Here is a 23,242-nt window from a genome sequence, read left to right as displayed (position 1 = left end):
TATAAATATTAGATCCGGTATTAACATCTTCTCTTGAAAAACGTGCCGCCATATTCTGTGTGAAATTTTAAACTAATAAAAGCCTAAAACCTCTGCAGACTATGCCGCCCACATTTCTCTTTCTTCTTTCTTCTCTTGTCAAAGAACTAACAGACATCGCTGTTCTAAACTGCAAATAACACAGACAAAAAACGCAAATATCTCTACCATCCGGCTAGAATTGCGTAACTTTATGTGCTAAAATGCTAAAACAAGTGCGCAAAAAACCACCTCACGTGGCTTAACGACCTCGTCTCCAATGTATATAGACCCCATATCCTTAAAGAGTCAACACTATTTTTATAAAAACTTACCTCTTCATTCAATAATAATATCACTAAAATTGAAAGATAAAAATCAATTTTATATGGAAGTGTGTATCATAATCATCATTGTATAAATATCTTGTACACTTTATACTTCATAAAATGATGAAAAGAAAGGTGTAAATGTTGCCTAAACTTACACATAACCAGATGCTCGTTTTAAACATTTTAAAAAATGAAAAAGGGCCTTTAACTGCTTATGAGATTCTTGATCGCTTACGCGAAGAAGGGTTTCGTGCTCCTTTACAAGTTTATCGTGCATTAGAGCGACTCATTCAGTTAAAGAGTATTCATCGTCTTGAAAGTGTTAATGCTTTTATGGCCTGTTCATATCCTGAAAATTGCCAACATGAATTAACAATTTTTACAATTTGTGTTAAATGTGGCAAAGTAAATGAGGTGCAGGAACAAGCAATTATGCAAGGTGTTCAAAAAATGACACAAGACACTGGTTTCCAAGCCCATAGAAGCACGCTCGAAGTACAAGGTACTTGTAAAGAATGCACAAAAAGTGAGGCTCTTATACTTGCAAGCTCGTATGTTTAATGTTATTTATTACTTAGTATATTGCTTGTTTGCAAAGCTCTTGCTGTTCTCTTGTGTACAGAGCATTTTTTCATATTAATGAAGAGTCTATTTTTTCATTTTTAGCGCATGAAAGTATAAAATCCATGTCCATATCTGAGGTAATATTTCTAATAAATATGCGCCTTAAAGAAATGGAAAAAAAGCAAATAATCAGTGCTCTTTTTATTGTTCTTATGTTTTTTATGCTTTTGGTTAGCTATAAGTGGTTAACACACTGGCGTCATGTACTTACAACTGATGATGCTTATGTACAAGGGGACATAGCGGCTATTGCCCCTAAATTAAATGGATACATCGAAGAAATTGCTGTTAAAGCCAATCAAGCTGTAAAAAAAGATGATGTTTTATTTCGATTAGAAAGTGGTGATTATCAAATCAGCTTAGAGCAAACAAAAGCTCGTCTTGACACGCAACAAAAAACCCTTGCACGCATTGATGCACAAATTATAGCTGCCCGCAGTGTTTTAGATGATGCTCAAGCGCAAAAAACGGCTGCCTCTGCTATAGCAACTAATGCACAACTAACCTTACAGCGTGCTACAGAACTTAAAGCTGATCATTATGTTTCTCAATCTAATTTTGACAATGCAAAATCAGCCTATGAACAGGCCATTGCCAATGTTGCTCGTACAGATGCACAAATAGCTGCAGCGCAAGCTAATATTCGAGTGCTAGAGGCTCAACGAAATGAAATTGAAAGTGAGACAAAAAGTCTCGAACTCATGCGCGATAAAGCAAAACGCGACCTTGATTCAACTATTTTGCGTGCTCCATTTAATGGAGTTATTGGAAATTTAACAGCAAAAACAGGTGATTTTGTTGTCAACGGTCAACGCCTTGCTGCTTTAGTACCTATCCATACATTATATATTGAAGCAAATTATAAAGAAACACAGCTGAAAAACATTTACAGTGGGCAAACTGCTTATATTTCTGTTGATGCTTTTAAAAATGAGGTTTTTAAAGGCAAAGTTCTTTCTATTTCACCTGCAACGGGAGCTGTCTTTTCTCTCTTACCACCACAAAATGCCACAGGTAATTTTACTAAAATTACCCAACGTATTCCAGTGCGCATTTCCATCCCCGACGATGCATTAAAAAGTGGGCGTATCCGAGCAGGAATGAGTGTTTTAGTAAAAATCGATACACGGACAAGGCCTCAAGGTAAAAATTCTTTATAACAAAATCAATGATCTCGTCATGAAAGAACCAACATCTACGCCTATTTCTTCTCAAGAGCGTATAGAAATGCGTAAAATCATAGCCTTCATTGCTATGACTTTTGGCATGTTCATGGCTATTTTAGATATTCAAATTGTTTCTTCATCTTTGGCTGAAATTCAAGCGGGTTTATCAGCCAGTCCTGATGAAATTTCATGGATTCAAACTTCCTATCTTATAGCAGAAGTTATTATGTTACCTCTTTCCGGCTTTTTAGGGCGTTTACTTTCAACACGTATTTTATTCAGTCTATCAACTGTTGGATTTACTATTTCATCTATTCTTTGTGCCACAGCAACATCTATTGAACAAATGATATTTTATAGAGTACTCCAAGGCTTTATTGGTGGGGGTATCATTCCCAGTGTTTTTGTTGCTTCTTATACAATCTTTCCTGCCTCTAAACTTCCAATTATTTCGCCTATTGTAGGACTAGTAGCAACACTAGCACCCACCATTGGCCCCACAGTAGGCGGTTATCTCAGTCATACTTTATCGTGGCATTGGCTTTTTCTTATTAATGTGCCTTTTGGAATCATCATCTCAATTATAACTTGGAAATTAATTGATTTTGACAAAGCTGATTTGTCCTTATTCGCTAAATTTGACTGGTGGGGCCTTATCTCTATGGCAATCTTTTTAGGGTCTTTAGAATATGTTCTAGAAGAAGGTGCACGTCATGATTGGTTTAATGATAATTTGATCTTTACTTTTTTTATTATTATGCTCTTATCTGCTGGCGTATTTTTCTGGCGTGCCTTTACTGTAAAAGAACCAATTGTTGACCTTACTGCTTTTTCTGATCGCAATTTCTCGATCGCATCGATGTTTTCTTTTACGCTTGGGATAGGTCTTTATGGCCTTACTTATCTTTATCCTGTTTATTTAAGTCAAATCCGTCACTATGATGCCCTAATGATTGGAAATGCAGTTTTTATTTCAGGTCTAGCTATGTTTTTGACCGCTCCTCTTGCAGGATTCCTTTCTGCGCGAATGGACGCACGTCTTATGATAGCTATAGGGCTTGCAAGCTTTGCATGGGGAACATGGTTGGCTACTTCCATCACAGACGATTGGGATTTCTGGGAGCTTTTTTGGCCGCAAATTTTTCGTGGTATTTCAGTTATGTTGTGTATGGTTCCTATTAATAATATTGCCTTTGGATCATTACCACCAGAGCGAATGAAAAATGCCTCTGGTCTTTTCAATCTAACACGAAATCTTGGTGGTGCAGTGGGGCTTGCTATTATCAGCACTCTTATGACACAACGTACTGACCTTCATTATGGACGAACAGCTGAAACTATTCAGCATGGAAATATTCAAGCAAAAGAAATGCTTTCAAATCTCACCATGCAGTTTAGCTCTGCTACTTTTGATCCCCATGGTCTTTCTTTGCTCCAACTTTTTAATATGGTTCTCATACAAGCACAAACCATGGCTTTTAGTGATATCTTTTTTATAATGACTATTCTTTTTAGTATCTTAACCTTTTGTACCATCTTCCTCAAAAAGACAGCTATATCTACTAATATTTCTCCAAACCACTAATTTACATCGTAAAGTGTGAGAAAAACTTTGTATTCTGATGATTATTAAGTAGCACAGTCTTATTCCTTTGCCATTTCAACTGTGTGCTTTATAAAGTAATATCATACATTTATAAAAAAGCTTAGATTACATAGGATCGTAAAGGCTCAAAACCATTAAATGCAACAGATGCATAAGTTGTTGTGTAAGCACCAGTCCCGTGAATTAACAATTCATCGCCAATGGTTAGAGATAAAGGAAGAAGATAGGGTGTTTTTTCATACATAACATCTGCTGAATCGCACGTCGGACCCGCTAAAATACAAGGCTCCATTGTCTTATCATCATGAATTGTTTCAATAGGATAGCGAATAGCTTCACCCATAGTTTCGGCAAGGCCATTAAATTTTCCCACATCAAGATAAACCCAGCGAATATTATCATTATTTGCTTTTTTGGATATCAACACAACTTCTGTACGAATAACACCAGCGTTGCCCACTATCGCACGCCCCGGTTCAATAATCGTCTCAGGGATACGATTACCAAAATATTTTTTTAATGAATCAAAAATCGCTATACCATAAACTTGGGTTGTAGGAATCTCTTTCAAATAACGTGCTGGAAAACCTCCCCCCATATTAACCAATTTTAACTGAATACCTTCTTTCTCCAAACGCTCAAAAACTAAAGCTACATCCGATAAAGCGTGATCCCAAGCGTTTAAATGTGTCTGCTGAGATCCCACATGAAAGGATACACCATATGCTTGCAAGCCTAATTGGTGTGCCCGGCGTAGCACATCAACTGCCATATCAGGAACACAGCCAAATTTGCGTGATAATGGCCACTCTGCCCCTTCACCATTGGTAAGAATTCGGCAAAAAACGCGAGCTCCTGGTGCAGCACGAGCAATTTTTTCCACTTCTTCAACGCAATCAACCGCATAGAGAGAAATGCCAAGAGTATGAGCATAAGCAATATCACGTTCTTTTTTAATAGTATTCCCAAAAGAAATACGCTCAGCTGTTGCTCCTGCCTCTAAAGCCATTTTAATTTCTGCTACAGAAGCAGCGTCAAAAGATGATCCTAAAGAAGCAAGCAAACTCAAAATTTCAGGTGCTGGATTTGCTTTAATCGCATAAAAAATACGCGATTGAGGAAGAGCTTTTTCAAAATTTAAATAATTCTCGCGAACAACATCAAGGTCAACAATCAAACATGGACCTTTTGGATGATGTGTTGAAAGGAAATCGCGAATACGCTGCGTTGTCATTTGCAATTCTCCTTAAGGAAGGCAAGAGCCTCCCTCTTTAAACCAAAGGACAAAACACACACAAACCACTCTTTTTATCCCTATTATTCAGATAATCAGGATAAATCAGCATTGTATGCAACGAAAGAACAGCGCGAAAACCGCATTGTTCTATTTTGTCTGCCTTTTTGATTGGAGTTGCACAAAAACTTCCGCACTGAAGGCAATGAGGTGTGCCTCTATAGTTTATCCCAGCATTTTAAATAGCTGGAAGACACCAGAAAGGCCCGCACCGTCGTTGCTTCAAGATGTCCTCATTCTTTCGATTGGCCGTAAGAATGACTGGAGCGGTTAGTTCCAGGTACCGTACCGGTTAATCTCACCATTTGAGAACCAGCGGACACCCACAGGCACGTGCGACTTTGGGCAATGTTGCGTATAAGACTAATTTTTATTTATTTCAATCATTTTTTTTATTTTTAGACAAAAAATGATAGCCAAAATACACTTTATTCAAAAACGTAAATCAGCTTATATTCCTATCTTCTGCGCGCAATAATAGGCTAACTAATACCTCTTATTCAAAGTGCCCTTCCTTTAAAACAGAAGAAAAAATAAAAGCTTTGAATATTTAAAACAGCAATCGTCATCGTTCTTGATAAGAATGCATTGCACGTGATTTTAATAACTGGAACTGTTTATGACGTTCTCGAAAACGCTGTCTATCAGCGTCACTGCGTGTATTATAACAAGCATCACACGATACACCCTCTTCATAATGAGGTGATAATTTGCTTTCAGCATTAAGAGGATAACGGCAAGCCCGGCATAATTCGCGCCCACATTCTTCAAGACCGTGACTTACAGAAACACGTTCATCGAAAACAAAGCATTCACCCCACCATAGGCTTTTTTCTTTTGGCATTGTTTCTAAATAGCGTAAAATACCGCCTTTTAAGTGATAAACTTGATCATAACCAAGCCCACGCACATAAGCTGTTGACTTTTCACACCGTATACCGCCTGTGCAAAACATGGCGATTTTCTTTTTCTTTTTCAAATCACCTTCATGCTTAGCTATCCATTCAGGAAATTCACGAAACGTTTTAATACGAGGATCAATTGCTCCTTGAAAACTACCCAATGCATATTCATAATCATTGCGTGTATCAATTAAAATTGTTTCTTCATCTTGTATTAGGGCATTCCAATCTTCAGGCTCTACATAAGTGCCAACAATTTCCAACGGATTAACACCCTCTACCCCCATTGTAACAATTTCTTTTTTTAATCGCACTTTCATACGATGAAAAGGCATCTTTGATGCCCATGAATATTTAAGTTCTGGCTTCTGCAAAGCAGGCTGTGCAGTAATAAAATGAACTAGTGCCTCAATTGCAGCACAAGAACCAGCAACTGTTCCATTAATACCCTCTTTTGCTAAAAGCAAAGTACCTTTAATGCCATTTGCCTGGCATAAATCCCGCAAGGGTTTTTGTAATTGATGATAATGTTCCAAATCTGCAAAACAATAAAGAGCAGCAACTTTAAAATTCTTTTCCATATTCTTGCAATAACCCGCGTTTCATTCAATTTCAAGACTTATTCATATTAACTCTTTATATATTGAGCTTAAATTAAACTATACTTATCATATTATTGTATAGAGAAAAATTACCTTGCACTCAAAATAGAGTGCCTTTCACTTCTTATCTAAAAATAAACTCTGATATTGTTAGCTCATATAATTTGCAAATGCCATGTTCATAAATAGCAGCACGATGTAGATTCTTTTCTATCCTACAAAAGCACGTTCCACAACATACGTGGCCGGTGCATTATTTGCCCCTTCAATAAGCCCGAAAGATTCACACATCGCTGCACAATCCTTAAGCATTGCCATTGAACCACAAATCATTACACGGTCTTCATCAGAATTAATTTTTGGCAAATCAGCCATTTCAAAAAAAGCACCGCTCTTCATTACATTAGTAATGCGCCCCATATATTCTGAAGGTTCGCGAGTAGTCATAGGATAAAATTTTAACTGCTTTGCATACTCACCAATAAGGGGATCTTGGTACAAAGATGCAACAAGATCTTTTGCATATGTCAACTCATCTTTTTCACGTGTTGTTTGAACAAGCACAACTTGAGAGAACTTCTCATAAGTTTCAGGATCACGAATAAGACTTGCAAAAGGAGCAACACCTGTACCTGTTGAAAGGAGATAAAGACGCTTTCCAGGAATAAGAGCATCAAGAACCAATGTTCCTGTAGATTTTTTACGCATTAAAACCGTATCACCAATTTTGATTTTTTGGAGATGTTCAGTCAATGGCCCTCCTGGGACTTTGATAGAAAAAAACTCTAGCTGTTCATCCCAAAATGGACTGGCGATTGAATACGCACGATAAATTGGCTTTTCTGCATTCGGTAAGCCAATCATAACAAATTCACCTGAACGAAAACGAAAAGTTTCTGGCCGGTTCAGACGAAATTTAAACAAATGATCTGTATAATGGCAAACCTCCTGAACAGTGAGCGCAAATACATTATCAGGAATCGGAAAGTTTGATGCAACACTACTGATGTTTGATTGAACATTGGTGGTAGCACTCATAAAATCATTCCTTATCCTTATATCCTTATTGAATATTGAATTTCAAATTTTGTAAATGGTATAATGGCTGCACAACCATCTGCCAATATCCCTCTTAAACATATAGTGTTAAAATAATATTTTTAGGACTTAAACCAATCAAATAAAAACATCTGAAAAGATGTCTGTCATACCAAAAATTTTTTTTATAATGAATCAATTCAATCATACCATATTGCTAGCGTTAACACACAACTAATAACAAGCATGACTTGTTGTCAAAATTCAATTTTGGAAAACTGACTGCCTTAAACCTTAAAACAAAAATTTTTATTTCTTCTTTTAAAAGCAATTTAAATATTTACCATAAATAATACACATATCTCACAATGCTTGAGAATGCTTTTTGTTTTTTATAGATTTAATAAATACTATTACAATTATAGGAAATATCCTTTATTTCTAAAATATGTATTTAAGCAAAAAATAGCTTGTTTGTTAATTATGGTATGAATTACGTGAATCTCATAATACAGATCGGGAATAATATTCCCATTGATCATATCAAAGCTAAACATTTTATTTCTAAAGATTGTTTTTATTATATATAATCCGCTATGACTTTAAAAATAAAAACAATAGTTGAATTTTCTATACAAGTTTATACAAGCAACAATTCAAAAAAACTCGTGTTTATTACTGACACAGATTTATTATATAGATAAGATTTTACAATGAATAAATCCGTTGATTATGAAACAAAAACACCGCTTCCCTATACAGCTGTCGTAACTATTGACATTGGTGCCATTGTTGCCAATTACACAGCTTTAGCTCAACATGTTGCTCCTACAGAATGTTCAGCCGTTGTAAAAGCCAACGCTTATGGGATAGGTGTTGAAAAAGTTGCGCCTGCACTTTATCAAGCTGGTTGTCGTACGTTTTTTGTTGCTCAAATTAAAGAAGCGCTTCAGTTAAAAAACATCTTACCATCTGATGTTACTCTTGCTCTTCTTAACGGTCTTCCACCTGCTGCAGAAGAATTTGTAGCTCAAGCTGGTATTGTCCCTGTTCTTAATTCTTGGCATGAAATTGAAAGTTGGCAAATACTTTGTCAAGAAAAGGGTAAAAAATTCCCAGCAATCGTTCAAATTGATACCAATATGAATCGGTTAGGTCTTGATCAAAAAGAATTACAACAACTTATTAAGTGCCCTACCCTGTTTGAAGTAGCAGATATAAAATATATTATAAGCCATCTTTCCAATGGAGATGATTTCACACATTCATCTAATGATGCACAATTAACCACCATAAAAACAATGCTTGCACAATTACCTGCGTGTAAAGTTTCACTTGCTAATTCTGGAGGAATTTTCCTTGGTCCAGATTTTTATTTTGATCTTGTTCGTCCAGGCATTGCACTTTATGGAATCAATCTCCATAAAAAACACACAGTACCCATCAAACCTGTTTTAAAACTTGAAGCTCAGGTTATTCAAAGCCGCTTTGTTGAAGAAGGTGTGCCAATCGGCTATGGAGGGAGTTTTATTACCCGCCGGCCAAGTGTTCTTACAACTATTTCTATTGGCTATGCGGATGGATGGATGCGCAATCTTTCTAACAAAGGTTCTGTTTATTTTAAAGGATACAAACTCCCTATTGTTGGACGGATTTCTATGGATTCTATAATTGTTGATGCAACCGACCTTGAACATGACAAACCTAAAAGAGGTGACTGGGTGGAGCTTATCGGGAAACATCAAACAATTGAAGATGTTTCTATAGATGCAAATACCGTTCCTCACGAAATTCTTTCTTCTCTTGGTGCTCGTTGTAAACGTATTTATATTTAAGATATCGAAAAACTACCAATAAAACCAATTTCTAAAATTAGCGTTTTAGAAAAGCAGTCTCGCTGGTTGTAACTTCAACATAGCCCCTTTAGGAATGACAAGGATATACTCATTTTCTATCTCTACAAGAATCAAATTGAATTAATTCATAAGAAAGATAATCAGATTTTCAGCGTCAAATATATATTGAATAAACAGAGGGAATTTAACTTATGTTTGAACTCTTCTTCTCTTCTTTTATTCAATAAAACTGGCAGTAAATTCTCAACTTAATCTATGAGAATTTACAAACATTTGTATCTTAAAAAGAAAAAATAGCCAATTCATCAGTCAATGACATAAGCTGAAAACTGATTTTTAACACTATAAAATTTGATAGCACTCGTTATTAATATAATTCTAAAAATCCACACAAAATGAGTGGATTTTTATGATATTTAATCCGTTAATGGCGGCGGGCAAGAACAGATTAATGCTCTATCGCCGGCAACATTATCAATGCGTGAAACAGGTGGCCAATATTTACTAGCTGGATCAACATGGTGGTTAGGAAAAGCAGCCTCTTGCCGCGAATAAGCCCTTTTCCACTGATCATCTAAAGTATCTGCCAATGTGTGCGGTGCATTTACTAGCGGATTATCTTCTTTTGGCCAAACACCCTCACCGACTTTCTTAGCCTCTTCAGCGATAGATAATAAAGCATCACAAAAACGATCAATTTCTGCTTTTGGCTCTGATTCTGTTGGTTCAATCATCAAAGTTCCGGGAACTGGAAATGACATAGTCGGTGCGTGAAATCCATAGTCTATCAAACGTTTTGCAATATCATCAACACTAACCCCATATTGCTCTTTCAATAAACGTGTATCAACAATACATTCATGAGCAACATACCCATGCTTGCCTCGATAAAGAATAGAATAAGCCTTTGAAAGACGTGCAGCAATATAATTGGCGTTTAATATTGCTGTTTGTGTTGCATACTTCAAGCCATCTGCTCCCATCATCCGAATATACATCCACGTAATAACAAGAATAGAAGCACTTCCATAAGGAGCTGCAGAAACTGCATGTGTTGTCTTATGCTGTTCATGACCAGGTAAAAATGACTTTAAATGCTCTTTTACACCAATCGGCCCAACACCAGGACCACCACCACCATGAGGAATTGCAAATGTTTTATGAAGATTCATATGACAAACATCTGCTCCCATATCTGCTGGGCGTGCAAGACCTACAAGCGCATTTAAATTGGCCCCATCAAAATAAACTTGCCCACCATTTTCATGGATAATAGCGCAAATGTCTTTAATGCTTTCCTCATAAACACCATGCGTTGAAGGATAAGTGATCATTAAAGCTGCCAAACAGTCCTTATGCAATTGTGCTTTGGCTTTAAGATCATCAATATCGACATCGCCATCATTTAAACATTGAACCACAACAACTTTCATACCAGCCATATGGGCTGAAGCTGGATTGGTACCATGTGCAGATGCGGGAACAAGGCAAATATTACGTTGATGATCGCCACGAGATTGATGATATCGACGAATAGCCAAAAGCCCAGCATATTCACCCTGAGCACCAGAATTTGGCTGAAAAGAAACTTGAGCAAACCCTGTAATCTCACACAACCACGCATTTAGCTGACTGATCATTTCTCGATACCCCTCTTCATCTCCTTGAGGAGCAAAAGGATGTATATTAGCAACCGCAGGCCAGCTTACAGGTATTAACTCAGCCGCTGCATTAAGCTTCATTGTACAAGAACCAAGTGGAATCATTGCTCGATCCAGCGCTAAGTCTTTATCTGATAAGCGGCGCAAAAAGCGCATCATATCTGTTTCTGAATGAATCGCACTAAAAAATGGTTGTGAAAGAAAAGCAGCATCACGCTCTTTACCCAAAAGCTTTGAATCAGACTTGTCTGCTAGTTGTGCCCCAAAAAGCTGTGCTAAAGCACAGGCATCTTCTTCTGTTGATAATTCATCAAAATTGATTGCAACCCTATCATTGTCAATAACACGAATAAGATACCCTTTTGCTTTTGCCTGAGTTGCAATTTCTTGAGCTTTTCTCTCAACAAAAATACTGACACAATCAAAAAAGTGTCGATTTTCACAACGTATACCTGCTGCTTCTAAACCACTAGTAAAACGGCATGTTAAGTGGTGAATTCTCTTAGCAATTGCCTGTAAACCTTGCGGTCCGTGCCAAACAGCATAAGCCACAGCCATATTAGCCAATAAAGCCTGTGCTGTACATATATTTGATGTAGCTTTATCACGTCGAATATGTTGTTCACGAGTTTGCAATGCCAAACGAAAACTGACACGTCCTTTCGTATCAACTGATTGACCAACAATACGCCCTGGAATTAAACGTGTTAAAGCAGAACTCACAGCAAGGTAGCCCGCATGAGGACCACCAAAACCCATTGGAACACCATAACGTTGCATAGAGCCAACAACAATATCTGCACCCCATTTTGCTGGTGACTCCATAATAGTGAGCGCCAGAGGATCAGCAACAACAATTACCAGCGCTCCTTTTGCTTTTGCTTCTTTAATGACTTCACTGTAATCATTAAAGCAACCTTTTGTATCTGGCCATGACAAAACAATAGCCGCTGTATCTGCGCAAATTTCGCCATGCGTGTTTATGTGAATACCCTGTGTTTCAGCGCGCGTTTGAATGACACTCAAAGTTTGAGGATGCAATAGACTTTGAATCGAAATTTTTGTCTTCTTTTCACGAGCAAAGCGAAATGCCACCGCATTGGCTTCAGCTAAGGCTGTTGCTTCATCTAAAAGTGAAGCAGCAGCAACAGGCAAACCTGTCAATTCACTAATTAATGTTTGAAAATAATATAATAACTCTAAACGCCCTTGGCTAATTTCTGCTTGATAAGGTGTATAAGCAGTATACCAAGCTGGATTTTCAAAAAGATTGCGTAAAATAACAGATGGCACACATGTTCCATAATAACCCTGACCAATGAAATTTTTGCGCAAACGATTGCGCTCCATCATTTTGGACAATTCGTCTAAGGCCTGTTTTTCACTTGCCGCTTGTGGCAAATTAAGTGGACGCTTTAAATGAATAGACTGGGGTATAGCTTGAGAGATCAATGTGTCAACTGAATCAAGCGCTAAAACATTTAGCATTTCTTGTGTTTCACCAGGTCGAATCCCAATATGCCGAGAAAAAAAACGACGTTCTTGCATAGCACTCATCCAATCAACGCTTTATAAGCATTCTCGTCCAGCAACCCATCAAGTTGTGTTTCATCTTGTAGCGTCATTTTCCATAGCCAACCTTCTTTTTCGGCTTTCTGATTTACCAACGCAGGATCATCTACCAATGCCTCATTAATTTCGACAACTTCGCCATCGATAGGTGCATAAACATCTGAAGCCGCTTTAACCGATTCCACGACAGCAGCAGAATCCCCTTTAGAGAGCTGTGTGCCACTTTGTGGCAAATCAACAAAAACCAAATCACCTAACTGTTCTTGAGCATGATGAGTGATCCCAACAGTGGCTACTTTTCCTTCAATGCTGATCCATTCATGATCTTGTGTAAAATAAATCTTAGACATAGAATATTACCCTTTAAAATAACGTTGCTTAATAAAAGGGAGTAAATGAACAGATAGCGCAATTTTTTTACCACGCAATTCAGTAAATACTTCTGTTCCTTCAGCCTTCCAATCAACAGGGACATAACCCATTGCTACTGGGCCGTTAAAAGAAGGACCAAAACTCCCCGATGTTACTACTCCAATCTGGTTACCCTTATCATCTAGAAGAACGGCACCCGCGCGCACAGGTTGACGCGTTTGCGGCTTTAAACCAACGCGACAGCGTGATGGCCCCTTTTCATATGCTTCAAGAAAAGCTTTCGCTCCATAAAACGCAGCTTTTTCACGAACATTTTTGGAAACAGCCCATGTCAGTGCAGCTTCAATAGGGGTGATGTCAGATGTAATATCGTTGCCATGTAAACACAACCCCGCTTCTAACCGAAGACTATCACGCGCTGCAAGACCAATCCATTCAACACGACAATCACTGAGCAATTTTTCTGCTAATTCCTGGGCTTGATCTTCTGGCAACGCAATTTCAAAACCGTCTTCCCCTGTATAACCAGAACGTGTTACAAACCAATCTTTGCGTGGTTCAAACCCTTGCATAAATAACAGTTCATTACCAGGTAAACCCGCATCAGCTATAACAGACGCAGCTTGTGGCCCTTGAAGAGCAAGAAGTACTCTCTCAAGCGCACTCACATGACAATCAAAGTTGGTGGCGCGTTTTTTTAGTTCAGCAAGATCAGCTTGTGCATTACCTGCATTAACGACCAGTATAAAACGGTGATTTTCTAAACGAGTAAGAATGAGGTCATCAAGAATACCAGCCTGTTCATTAAGTAAATAGTTATATCGTGATTGGCGCTCTTTCAAAAGTGCAGCATCCACAGGAAGGGCGTAGGATAAAAATTCGGCTGATTGTGGCCCTTCAACAACGATCAATTTCATATGAGAAATATCAAAAAGACCGGCATGAGCACGAGTGTGGAGATGTTCTTTTAAAACTCCTAGAGGATAAGTTAAAGGCATCATCCAACCAGCAAAAGGACCAAATTTTGCTCCTGCTTTTTCGTGTAATTCATGTAAGGGAAGATTTTTAAAAGAAGATGTTTCAGGTTTTTGCGATAGTGTATTCATAATTTCTCCAAAGTCGCACCATCACTACATAATATGGTAACTTTTATTCTTGTTTGTCATAAGCCTTAAGGGATTTGCTAAAAAGCTTAAGCCTTTGGCATAGATCTAGCCACTTTTCAAATTAGCTTTTTATAGCCCTTATAGTTTTTTAAAAATTATAGACTTTCCCCTTTAGTGACAGGCATGAAAATTTGCGTTTTGCTTATCTTACGCATAAGACTAAGAAAGTGATGATAACGCTCTTTCTGACATATTGTTATTTATATTCTATCTTCTCCACACTGTCATTAGCAAATTGATTAGTATTCCCTAAATTTTAAATTTTTTGATATACATAGGCTATTTAAAAGATTTTGAAATTATGTGGATTCTTTTTTAATAATTTACTGCGTTAAAATATAACAGGGGAAAGTACAAGGATTATAAATAAAAAAGACAATTTAAAATTTTAAAGAAGCATTATATTGTTTAGCAATAATCCAATTACAATGATGAGGCTTGATAATATCTAATAGTGGGTATTTTTTGAGTGAGTTGCAGAGCTTTACTTAAAGGCATCTCATACGATTACTTCCACTTTCTTTTATATTTTCTCTTGTAAATGAAAAAATACAAAGTTGCAGTTTTTTATCATCGTTCATAGATAATAAAGTATCTTATAGAGATAAGTTAATTTATAAATATAGTCTTTCTTATAACCAAATGATATTATAAACTGTGGTTACTTTGGCACTAAACTTACATCAGATAAAGGTCACAAATATCCATGAAAGCTGGCAATATCTATTATAATTGTGAAAATGATTTGCCAAAGCAGATTGCTCTTTTTCCCTTAGAAGGTGCATTGTTGTTACCGGGTGGTTTTCTATCACTTAATATTTTTGAACCAAGTACTCTTGAAATGGTTGAAGACGTTATGGCATCCAATCGTCTATTAGGAATGATTCAACCACTTTCATCAGATATAGATAGCTTATCTAAACAACTTTATAAAATAGGATGTATCGGTCGTATTACAAATTACAATGAAACCGGTAATGGACGACTCTTCATTGTGCTTCAGGGAATTTGCCGTTTCACTTTGGAGCAAGAATTGATGAACACAAAATCTTATAGGGTTGCTATTATTCGATCAAATACGAAAGATCTGCAAGAATCTGATGTTTCAGAAAACATTAACCGAGAAAATTTATTAAGTACTGTTGAGCATTATCTAACTATCCATGAAATGGAACATCATTGGAATAGTATTATACAAACGCCTACATCCGTATTGGTGGATACTCTCTCAATTCTTATACCTTTTGCACCTGCAGAAAAACAAGCCTTGTTAGAAGCGCCAGACATTGCAAGCCGTGCTCAAACTCTTCTTGCTTTAACTGAGCGTTCACTGATGAAAGAAAAAGGAACATATAATCGTTTAAATTAATGGATCTGAAAATATGAAAAAAATGATTACTGATCCCAAAATGCTTGAATTGCTTGTTTGTCCGATTACAGGAGGAACACTTTCTTTAAATCGAAAAACACAAGAGTTGATTTCACTTAAAGCGCAATTGGCTTATCCTATTCGTGACGGTGTTCCTATTATGCTTGCTTCAGAAGCTCGTTCTTTACAACTAAATGAAAAATAAATAACTTTTTTATTTAAGAAGTAATTTATAGATCAAATTAATACCTGTATAAATTCTTCCCTAACCAATCTTTATGCATTCTTTTTTACAAAAGGAATGCTTTAATTAAAATGAGATTATATTTTCCATATTATATTGGAAATGTGAGAATTAGGTCTGCTGTTTGTGGTTGGAAAATGAACTAATTTTGTATGGTAAGTAAAATAAAGATTTTGATTGTTTGTTCTGATGAACAGTGGAAATAATTTGGCAATTCCAAGCAGGTTTTAAAAATCATTGAAAATGATTTATGTATAGCTTCGCATTTTAATAATGAAACGAAGAAGATTTGATGGGTACAAAATAGGGTCAATATAAGATCAATATATTGTAGAGGCACTATTTAGAATTCAAAAGTTTTAAAGTACAACAATTGACAAAAAGTAATGAACTCAATAAACTAAAGCTTGTATCAAGAAGGTATTTGTATAGCTTGATATATAATGTTCAAGATTTTTCTTATTTTCAAAAATTTAAAAGAAACGGTACATTACAAAGTGAAGCCGTTATAGTGTTATGACCATAATAAACATATGCATAGCTGACCAATTAAATCACTATGAAGTGCTGAATTGAGCTTGGGAACAACGTGAAGATTATTTTATGCCTCTAACTAACTTATCTTTTCCTGGTTACAGTACAAAGAAAGAGGTTGATAAGATGTTAGTTTTGTACAACGGGAAAGGATAGGAGTGTAGAAAAATGAATTTCAAAGTCGCAGTTGTTGGTGCAACCGGAAATGTTGGTCGTGAAATGTTGGCAATTTTGGAAGAGAGAGGTTTTCCTGCCAGTGAAATAGTTCCTTTAGCTTCACGGCGTTCATTAGGGCAAAGTGTTTCTTATGGTGATAAAACTTTAAAAGTAAAAGCACTTGATACATATGATTTTTCTGATACAGATTTATGCCTTATGTCTGCTGGAGGAAGCGTTTCTAAAGAATATGCTCCCAAAATTGGTGCAGCCGGTTGTGTGGTAATCGATAATTCGTCTACTTGGCGTTATAATCCTGATGTGCCTTTAATTGTACCTGAAGTTAATGCAAAAGCTATAAGCGGTTTTTCTAAACATAATATTATTGCTAATCCTAATTGTTCAACAATTCAACTTGTTGTGGCTTTAAAGCCTCTTCACGATGCAGCAATTATTAAGCGCGTTGTTGTCTCTACTTATCAATCAGTTTCTGGAGCTGGTAAAGCGGGGATGGATGAGTTGTTTGAACAATCAAGAGCAGTTTTTGTTGCCGATCCAATTTCATCAAAAAAATTCACCAAACGCATTGCTTTTAATATCATTCCCCACATCGATGTTTTTATGGAAGATGGTTATACTAAAGAGGAATGGAAAGTAATGGCTGAAACAAAAAAGATTCTTGATCCTAGGATCAAATTAACAGCTACTGCTGTTCGGGTTCCTGTTTTTATTAGCCATGCTGAAGCCGTTAATGTTGAGTTTGAAAAAGCATTGAGTGCTGATGAAGCACGCACCATTTTACGTGATGCACCAAGCTGCCAACTTATTGATAAATGTGAAGACGGTGGTTATATCACTCCTTACGAGTGCACTGGTGAAAATGATGTTTTTATTAGTCGCGTTCGTGAAGATATTACTGTTGAAAATGGTTTAACTTTTTGGGTTGTTGCTGATAATTTGAGAAAAGGAGCAGCATTAAATGCAATTCAAATTGCTGAATTACTTGTCTCTAATGGTTTGATCAAACCTAAAGCAGCAGCTTAAACAAAAACAGTAATATAAGGTAAAAAACTTGTTGTATGTTTGTAGAATGGATTTAAAAAAATAATTAGTAGAGTTTTTCGATTCAATTTGAAATTGAAATACTTAAAAAATCTATTTATTTGAATAACAGCTATTCATAGCAAAAAATAACATTATCTTTTCAATAAAAATGATTGAATATTCTATTAAGCTTTTATACTCTTCAATTTTCTTTCCAAAAATATTGAGTATATTGGAATTTCCCTTAGAAAATCTTGAAAAGTAAAAGAAAGATAAACACATATGACATTGAATAAATTGTCTTGGTATATTGTAATAGGAATATCTCTTTTTCTTTCCGCATTTTTTTCCTATGTTCCTTTTGCTCTGGCAGCAGATAGGTCAAAAATTAAACTTGGTGTTATGGAAGGAGAGGAAGCAACTGTTTGGAAAGTTGCTGTTGAGCAAGCTAAAAAAGCTGGTCTAGATATTGAACTTGTTTATTTTTCTGACTACGCCTTGCCTAATGATGCTGTTAATGCAGGAGATATTGATGCGAATGCTTTTCAACATGCACCTTATTTGAATAATCAAATTATGCAGCGTGGTTATAAATTTTCGGTTGCTGGTTATACATTTATTTCCCCAATTGGTGTTTATTCCCACAAAATTAAAGATATAAAAGATCTACGTGACGGGGCAAGTGTTGGTATCCCTAATGATCCATCAAATGGTGGGAGAGCTTTGCTTCTTCTTGATTCTTTAGGTTTCATTAAGTTAAAAGATCCTCAGAATGTTCTTTCATCTCCACTTGATATTGTTGAAAACCCTAGAAATTTGAGGATTCGTGAATTGGATGCTGGTATCCTAGGACGAGCAATCAATGATTTTGATATTGCGATTGTAAATACAAATTGGGCTGTAATTACTGGGTTAGACTTACAAGAAGATGTTATTGCGTGGGAAAAAGTAGAAAATAATCCTTATAATAATGTCATTGTTGTGCGCACTATTGATAAAGATGAGCCATGGGTTAAGAAATTAGTAGCTGCTTATAATAGTGAACCTGTACGTGTGAAACTTAAAGAGGTTTTTGGTACAGCTGTTCAAACATCTTGGTAATTACGAATGGAAACCTCTGCTCTTATTTCTTTAAAAAACGTTAGTCGCTATTTTTCTAGCGCGTTGTCTACTCCGGCAATTGATAACTTATCTCTTGATATTCATGCAGGGGAAATTCTTGGTATTATCGGGCGTAGTGGTGCAGGAAAATCTACACTTATGCGCTGTTTGAATGGCTTAGAACAAATTGATGAAGGGGGTATTTTTTTTGAAGGTGTTAATGTTTCAAATCTATCAGAAACAGAATGGGCACCTTATCGTCAACGTATTGGGATGATTTTTCAACATTTTAACCTTTTATCTTCACAAAAAGTTATTGATAATATCGCGTTACCTCTCAAATTAGCAGGTATAAATAAAAAACAACGTTATCAACGCGCTTTTGAGCTTATTGAATTGGTAGGATTGTCTGGAAAAGAGTATCATTATCCTGCAGAACTTTCAGGGGGACAAAAACAGCGTGTTGGAATTGCACGCTCTTTAGCGGCTAATCCAAAAATATTATTATCAGATGAAGCAACTTCTGCGCTTGATCCTGAAACGACGCAATCTATTTTGGAGCTTCTTGCGGATATTAATAATCGTCTCAATTTAACTATTGTACTTATTACACATGAAATGGAAGTTGTTCGTGCTATTGCGCATCGTGTTGTTGTATTGAATCAAGGGCGTATTGTAGAGGAAGGATGTGTAAAAGATATTTTTACATCACCGCAAGAAGATACAACGATTGCTATGTTGAAACTTGTAACGCCACAACTTCCTAAAGAATTAGCGCAAAAACTTAAATCAGTGGGTCAAGAAGCTGTTATTGAAATTAATATTGCTGGTGAAATTGCTCAGCAACCTTTTTTAAGTCTTCTTGAAGATGAGGTGGGGTTAAGAGCACGTATTTTGCATGGTGGTATTGATACGGTTCAAGGTGAGAGTATAGGTCGCCTTTTTTTGGCTCTTCCAAGTCAAAACAAAGTGGCTTTGGAAAAAGCAGTCAGATGGTTGACAGAAAAAGGGCGATATTGTGAGGTTTTAGGTTATGTTTAATGTTCTTTTTTATGAGCTTCCTGGCGCTGTTTTTGATACATTATTTATGACAATTACTGCTTCTTTTATGGCACTTATTGTAGGTCTTCCGCTTGGCTTATTGCTTTATACAACTGCGTATGGAAGTCTTTTTTCATCACGTCTTATCAATCGTCCTTTAAGTATTATTATTGATAGTGTGCGTGCTATTCCCTTTATAATTCTTGCTTTTTATCTTCTTCCTGTTACGCGTATTGTTGTGGGAAGTGGTGTGGGAATTTTTTCTGTGATTTTTGTTCTTACTATTTCAGCTATTCCTTTTTATGCTCGTATAGCAGAATTATCTTTCAAAACAGTTGAATATAGTTTGGTTGAAGCCGTTCGTTCTATGGGGGCTAGTCGTTTTCAAATTGTTAGATATGTGCTTATTCCAGAAGCGCTTCCTAGTTTAATTACTGGTTTTACGGTTATGGTGATTTCTCTTATCAGTGCCACTTCACTTGCTGGATACCTTGGTGGTGGGGGGTTGGGCGATATGGCGATCCGCTACGGTTATCAGCGTTATAATACTTCTATTATGACAATAGTTATTATCTTTTTGATTATTCTCAATATTTTTGTTCAATGGTTTGGTAATCGAGTTGCACAGAAATTTGATAGAACAAAGCATTAAGAAATTAAAGAGTTTATTTCTTTCTCTTCAATCATAGCAATAATAAGCCAATGTGCGATAAGAGCTGGATTTTTTAATTTATTGATTTCTATTGTAGTTTTATAATGGAGGACAACTCTACCAGAGGGGCGAATTTTTGCATTATCTAAAATAAAGCGGGCGCGTATTTGTGCACCTGTTTTTACAGGGCTTACGAAGCGTATTTTATCAAAACCATAGTTAATTCCCATTGTCGCACCTTTTAATTTTGGCAGTGCTTCATAAGCCAGTGTGGACAGTAGCGATAATGTTAAAAAACCGTGGGCAATAGTACCACCGAAAGGTGTTTTTTTTGCTTTTTCTTCATCTACGTGGATCCATTGATGATCATCTGTTGCAGATGCAAATTGGTTAATCATATCTTGTGTAACTAAGCGCCATTGTGATAAGCCAATTTCTTTTCCAATGAAATTTTTTATATCTTGTATCGCTATTGTTCGCTGCATAATGTCATTCCTATTTTATTCGACAAAAAGCTTACATATTCTCCCTTGCTTTTATAAAACCCATTGATTAGAGCATCAATTATAAAAGATGAAATATTTTACAGACAAGTGTGTTTTGCGAATAAATAATCTTCCTTTTTCAGATGGAAAAAATAATGGCAAGTAACGTAAGATTGACGGGTTTAGCACATGATTTGAAACAACGTGCAGAAAATTATCAACCTATTCGTATTGGACTTATTGGTTGTGGTGAGATGGGAACAGATTTGTTGTCAAGTGTTGTACATATGGATGGTATAATAATTGCAGCTGTTGCTACTCGAACACCGTTACGTGTTTTTAATGCTGCTGTTTTAGCGTATGGTGAAGAAGGTCATGTGCGTGAAGTTGAAAATGCTACAGCTTTGACTCAAGCTATTGAAAAAGGCCTAATTGCTGTTACAGATGATCTTGAACTTGTTTTGTGCCATGAACAAATTGATATTATTGTTGATGCGACAGGTCATCCTGAAACAGGTGCAAAAGTTGGTCTTAAAGCGCTTGAAAATAATAAGCACCTTGTCATGATGAATGTTGAAGCAGATGTTACAATTGGTGCTTATCTTAAACATGAAGCGGATAAGCGAGGTTTAATTTATACGCTTGGTGCTGGTGACGAACCTTCTTCTTGTATGGAACTTATCGAGTTTGTTTCAGCTCTTGGGCATAAAATTGTTGCAGCTGGTAAAGGAAAAAATAATCCACTTATTTTTGATGCTACACCAGATTTATATGAAGAAGAAGCTTTGCGACGGAATATGAATGTTCGCATGTTAGTTGAATTTATTGATGGTTCTAAAACAATGGTTGAAATGGCAGCCATTGCTAATGCCACAGGTCTTCTTCCAGATTGTCCTGGGATGCATGGTCCACAAGCATCACTTGAAGATTTAAACAAAGTACTTATTCCAAAAAAAGATGGTGGTATTTTGGATAGGTATGGTGTTGTAGACTATTCAACAGGTCAAGGGGTATCTCCTGGTGTTTTTGTAATAGCTGAAGTAGCACATCCACGTTTATGTGAGCGTATGGAAGATTTGAAAGTCGGTGAAGGGCCATATTTCACCTTTTATCGCCCATATCATTTAACTTCGATGGAGGTTCCACTTACTTGCGCACGCGCAGTACTGTATGGTAAAGCGGACATGACACCACTTAATTATCCAGTAGCAGAAGTTTGCGCTGTTGCAAAAAAGGATCTCCATCCTGGTGATCAATTAGACTCGATCGGCTTATATAGCTACCGTGCTTGGACAATGAGCGCTTCAGAAGCACGTGTACACAAAGCCATTCCTTGTGGTCTTTTGGAAAAGGCGACAGTTGTATCTGAAATTAAAAAAAATGAAATCATTACACAACACAATACTCACCTCTTTGAGGACCAATGTATTGTACGTCTTCGTACTCAGCAGGACCTTTTATTTAATACTTATAAATAAAATGTCTATTATTCTAAATTAAGATTAATATAAATTCAAATTATATTTTATTTATTCACAACTTATTTATATAAGTTCCCTATTATGTTATTTTTCTTTTATAGAGATTCCTCCCTTGCAATCAAAGCTCATCTTTCCCATCCGCTTCGTTTAAGGATAATAATTGCTCTTCCCACTAAAAGCTGGTAGGCTTCCAAAACCAATTTGTTCAAAATTTCTGTGCTGATTTATTTGGCGAACATGCTGACTTAATTCACAGCTAGCGTAAAGTAACTAAGACTTAAAATACCATACTTCATGCTGTGGTTAGTGATTGATATTGGAAAATTTCTATACTGCAGCTTCACCAACAATATTTCCATTTATCACTCTTTGCCATTCAATAATTTATTCCCACTGAAATAGCACCTAATGTAGTAATAAAATTAGGTGTTATTCTTATATGATAGACATAACTTAGGATGTCCAACTATGTGAGTAAGGCAAATTAATCACAATATTTTGAGAAGTTATTGTAAATACATAATCACCACGTATCCCTAATATACGATGGCATAAATTTATATTTGACGACGGCCCGAATGGCCGTAATTCATCCATACTTTGAGGATAATTCTCTATTTTTATTTCTTTAGAACTCTTTGTATTCGCTCTGCATACTATATTATTAAGATCATTAGCTAGAATAGAAATAGTTAAAAAGAAAAAATAAGTCTCTTCATACACTTTCCTCCTTTTATAATAACATTATAGCTATAAGTTTGCAACATATTATTCATTTTGAGCAAGAATTATATGATCAAATATAGATCAGAAACGATAACGTAGTCCTCCTGAGAAAGTACTTCCCGAAAAACCAGCTTTGGTTAATTTTTGCTGATAAACCACATCACCATGCAGAGCTATTTGAGACGACAACTGAGCCTGCA

18 protein-coding genes are annotated in these 23,242 nt (G+C 36.3%); 11 read left to right on the top strand and 7 right to left on the bottom strand.

The annotated features are described in order from the left end of the window. Positions 1 to 488: 488 nt before the first annotated feature. The 3 genes from J7R05_RS06255 to J7R05_RS06245 all read left to right on the top strand — a co-directional run bounded on the left by J7R05_RS06255 (position 489) and on the right by J7R05_RS06245 (position 3,725). Entirely contained in the window at positions 489 to 911 is a 423-nt protein-coding gene (locus J7R05_RS06255) for a Fur family transcriptional regulator (RefSeq protein WP_208541647.1), read from the top strand. A 173-nt stretch (positions 912 to 1,084) separates the two neighbouring features. Continuing rightward, positions 1,085 to 2,134 carry an HlyD family secretion protein gene (locus J7R05_RS06250; RefSeq protein ID WP_425490164.1) on the top strand — a complete coding sequence of 350 codons (1,050 nt, stop codon included), beginning with the start codon at positions 1,085 to 1,087 and terminating at the stop codon, positions 2,132 to 2,134. Between the two features lie 19 nt (positions 2,135 to 2,153). After that, the gene (locus J7R05_RS06245; protein WP_208541645.1) at positions 2,154 to 3,725 is read left to right on the top strand and encodes a DHA2 family efflux MFS transporter permease subunit; all 1,572 of its coding nucleotides are present in this window, start codon (positions 2,154 to 2,156) and stop codon (positions 3,723 to 3,725) included. A 121-nt stretch (positions 3,726 to 3,846) separates the two neighbouring features. Here J7R05_RS06245 and J7R05_RS06240 read toward each other — a convergent pair whose 3' ends face one another. The 3 genes from J7R05_RS06240 to J7R05_RS06230 form a co-directional block, all read right to left on the bottom strand. Further along, a complete protein-coding gene (locus J7R05_RS06240; RefSeq protein ID WP_208541644.1) occupies positions 3,847 to 4,980 on the bottom strand; it encodes a type III PLP-dependent enzyme in 1,134 nt (377 codons plus the stop codon). Between the two features lie 625 nt (positions 4,981 to 5,605). Further along, complete coding sequence (gene trhO, locus J7R05_RS06235; RefSeq protein WP_208541643.1) at positions 5,606 to 6,523, bottom strand: oxygen-dependent tRNA uridine(34) hydroxylase TrhO; 918 nt, start codon at positions 6,521 to 6,523, stop codon at positions 5,606 to 5,608. Between the two features lie 231 nt (positions 6,524 to 6,754). Further along, positions 6,755 to 7,582, bottom strand: coding sequence for a ferredoxin--NADP reductase (locus J7R05_RS06230; protein ID WP_208541642.1), 828 nt, complete (start codon positions 7,580 to 7,582; stop codon positions 6,755 to 6,757). Positions 7,583 to 8,295: 713 nt separating this feature from the next. On the opposite strand from J7R05_RS06230, the gene alr reads away from it, so the two are divergent. Continuing rightward, positions 8,296 to 9,417 carry an alanine racemase gene (gene alr, locus J7R05_RS06225; protein ID WP_208541641.1) on the top strand — a complete coding sequence of 374 codons (1,122 nt, stop codon included), beginning with the start codon at positions 8,296 to 8,298 and terminating at the stop codon, positions 9,415 to 9,417. A gap of 437 nt (positions 9,418 to 9,854) precedes the next feature. On the opposite strand, the gene gcvP is transcribed toward alr, so the two are convergent. The 3 genes from gcvP to gcvT are packed head-to-tail and all read right to left on the bottom strand — an operon-like array spanning position 9,855 to position 14,149. Beyond that, the gene (gcvP, locus tag J7R05_RS06220; RefSeq protein WP_208541648.1) at positions 9,855 to 12,647 is read right to left on the bottom strand and encodes an aminomethyl-transferring glycine dehydrogenase; all 2,793 of its coding nucleotides are present in this window, start codon (positions 12,645 to 12,647) and stop codon (positions 9,855 to 9,857) included. Positions 12,648 to 12,652: 5 nt separating this feature from the next. Beyond that, positions 12,653 to 13,021: a glycine cleavage system protein GcvH gene (gene gcvH, locus J7R05_RS06215; protein ID WP_010704118.1), complete on the bottom strand. Its 369-nt coding sequence runs from the start codon at positions 13,019 to 13,021 to the stop codon at positions 12,653 to 12,655. Positions 13,022 to 13,027: 6 nt separating this feature from the next. Next, a complete protein-coding gene (gene gcvT, locus J7R05_RS06210; RefSeq protein WP_208541640.1) occupies positions 13,028 to 14,149 on the bottom strand; it encodes a glycine cleavage system aminomethyltransferase GcvT in 1,122 nt (373 codons plus the stop codon). 766 nt (positions 14,150 to 14,915) lie between these two features. Here gcvT and J7R05_RS06205 point away from each other — a divergent pair. The 6 genes from J7R05_RS06205 to J7R05_RS06180 all read left to right on the top strand — a co-directional run bounded on the left by J7R05_RS06205 (position 14,916) and on the right by J7R05_RS06180 (position 20,350). Further along, positions 14,916 to 15,578 carry an LON peptidase substrate-binding domain-containing protein gene (locus J7R05_RS06205; protein ID WP_010704120.1) on the top strand — a complete coding sequence of 221 codons (663 nt, stop codon included), beginning with the start codon at positions 14,916 to 14,918 and terminating at the stop codon, positions 15,576 to 15,578. Between the two features lie 13 nt (positions 15,579 to 15,591). Next, positions 15,592 to 15,783: a Trm112 family protein gene (locus J7R05_RS06200; RefSeq protein ID WP_208541639.1), complete on the top strand. Its 192-nt coding sequence runs from the start codon at positions 15,592 to 15,594 to the stop codon at positions 15,781 to 15,783. Between the two features lie 741 nt (positions 15,784 to 16,524). Then, complete coding sequence (locus J7R05_RS06195) at positions 16,525 to 17,556, top strand: aspartate-semialdehyde dehydrogenase (RefSeq protein WP_182480357.1); 1,032 nt, start codon at positions 16,525 to 16,527, stop codon at positions 17,554 to 17,556. A gap of 282 nt (positions 17,557 to 17,838) precedes the next feature. Beyond that, on the top strand, positions 17,839 to 18,657 hold the full coding sequence (locus J7R05_RS06190) for a MetQ/NlpA family ABC transporter substrate-binding protein (protein WP_208541638.1): 819 nt from the start codon (positions 17,839 to 17,841) through the stop codon (positions 18,655 to 18,657). Positions 18,658 to 18,663: 6 nt separating this feature from the next. Then, a complete protein-coding gene (locus J7R05_RS06185) occupies positions 18,664 to 19,698 on the top strand; it encodes a methionine ABC transporter ATP-binding protein (RefSeq protein WP_010704124.1) in 1,035 nt (344 codons plus the stop codon). Further along, entirely contained in the window at positions 19,691 to 20,350 is a 660-nt protein-coding gene (locus J7R05_RS06180; RefSeq protein WP_208541637.1) for a methionine ABC transporter permease, read from the top strand. The genes J7R05_RS06185 and J7R05_RS06180 overlap by 8 nt, the downstream gene beginning before the upstream one ends. Here the strand turns inward: J7R05_RS06180 and J7R05_RS06175 are convergent. Then, a complete protein-coding gene (locus J7R05_RS06175) occupies positions 20,347 to 20,835 on the bottom strand; it encodes a MaoC family dehydratase (RefSeq protein ID WP_208541636.1) in 489 nt (162 codons plus the stop codon). The genes J7R05_RS06180 and J7R05_RS06175 overlap by 4 nt on opposite strands. Positions 20,836 to 20,990: 155 nt before the next feature. Here J7R05_RS06175 and J7R05_RS06170 point away from each other — a divergent pair, with 155 nt between their 5' ends. Further along, the gene (locus J7R05_RS06170; RefSeq protein WP_208541635.1) at positions 20,991 to 22,313 is read left to right on the top strand and encodes an NAD(P)H-dependent oxidoreductase; all 1,323 of its coding nucleotides are present in this window, start codon (positions 20,991 to 20,993) and stop codon (positions 22,311 to 22,313) included. Positions 22,314 to 23,242: the final 929 nt, after the last annotated feature.

This window comes from Bartonella capreoli (assembly GCF_902813205.1).
Lineage (GTDB): Bacteria > Pseudomonadota > Alphaproteobacteria > Rhizobiales > Rhizobiaceae > Bartonella > Bartonella schoenbuchensis.
The sequence above is the reverse complement of the archived record's forward strand: the minus strand, read 5'-3'. Positions and strand labels throughout refer to the sequence as shown.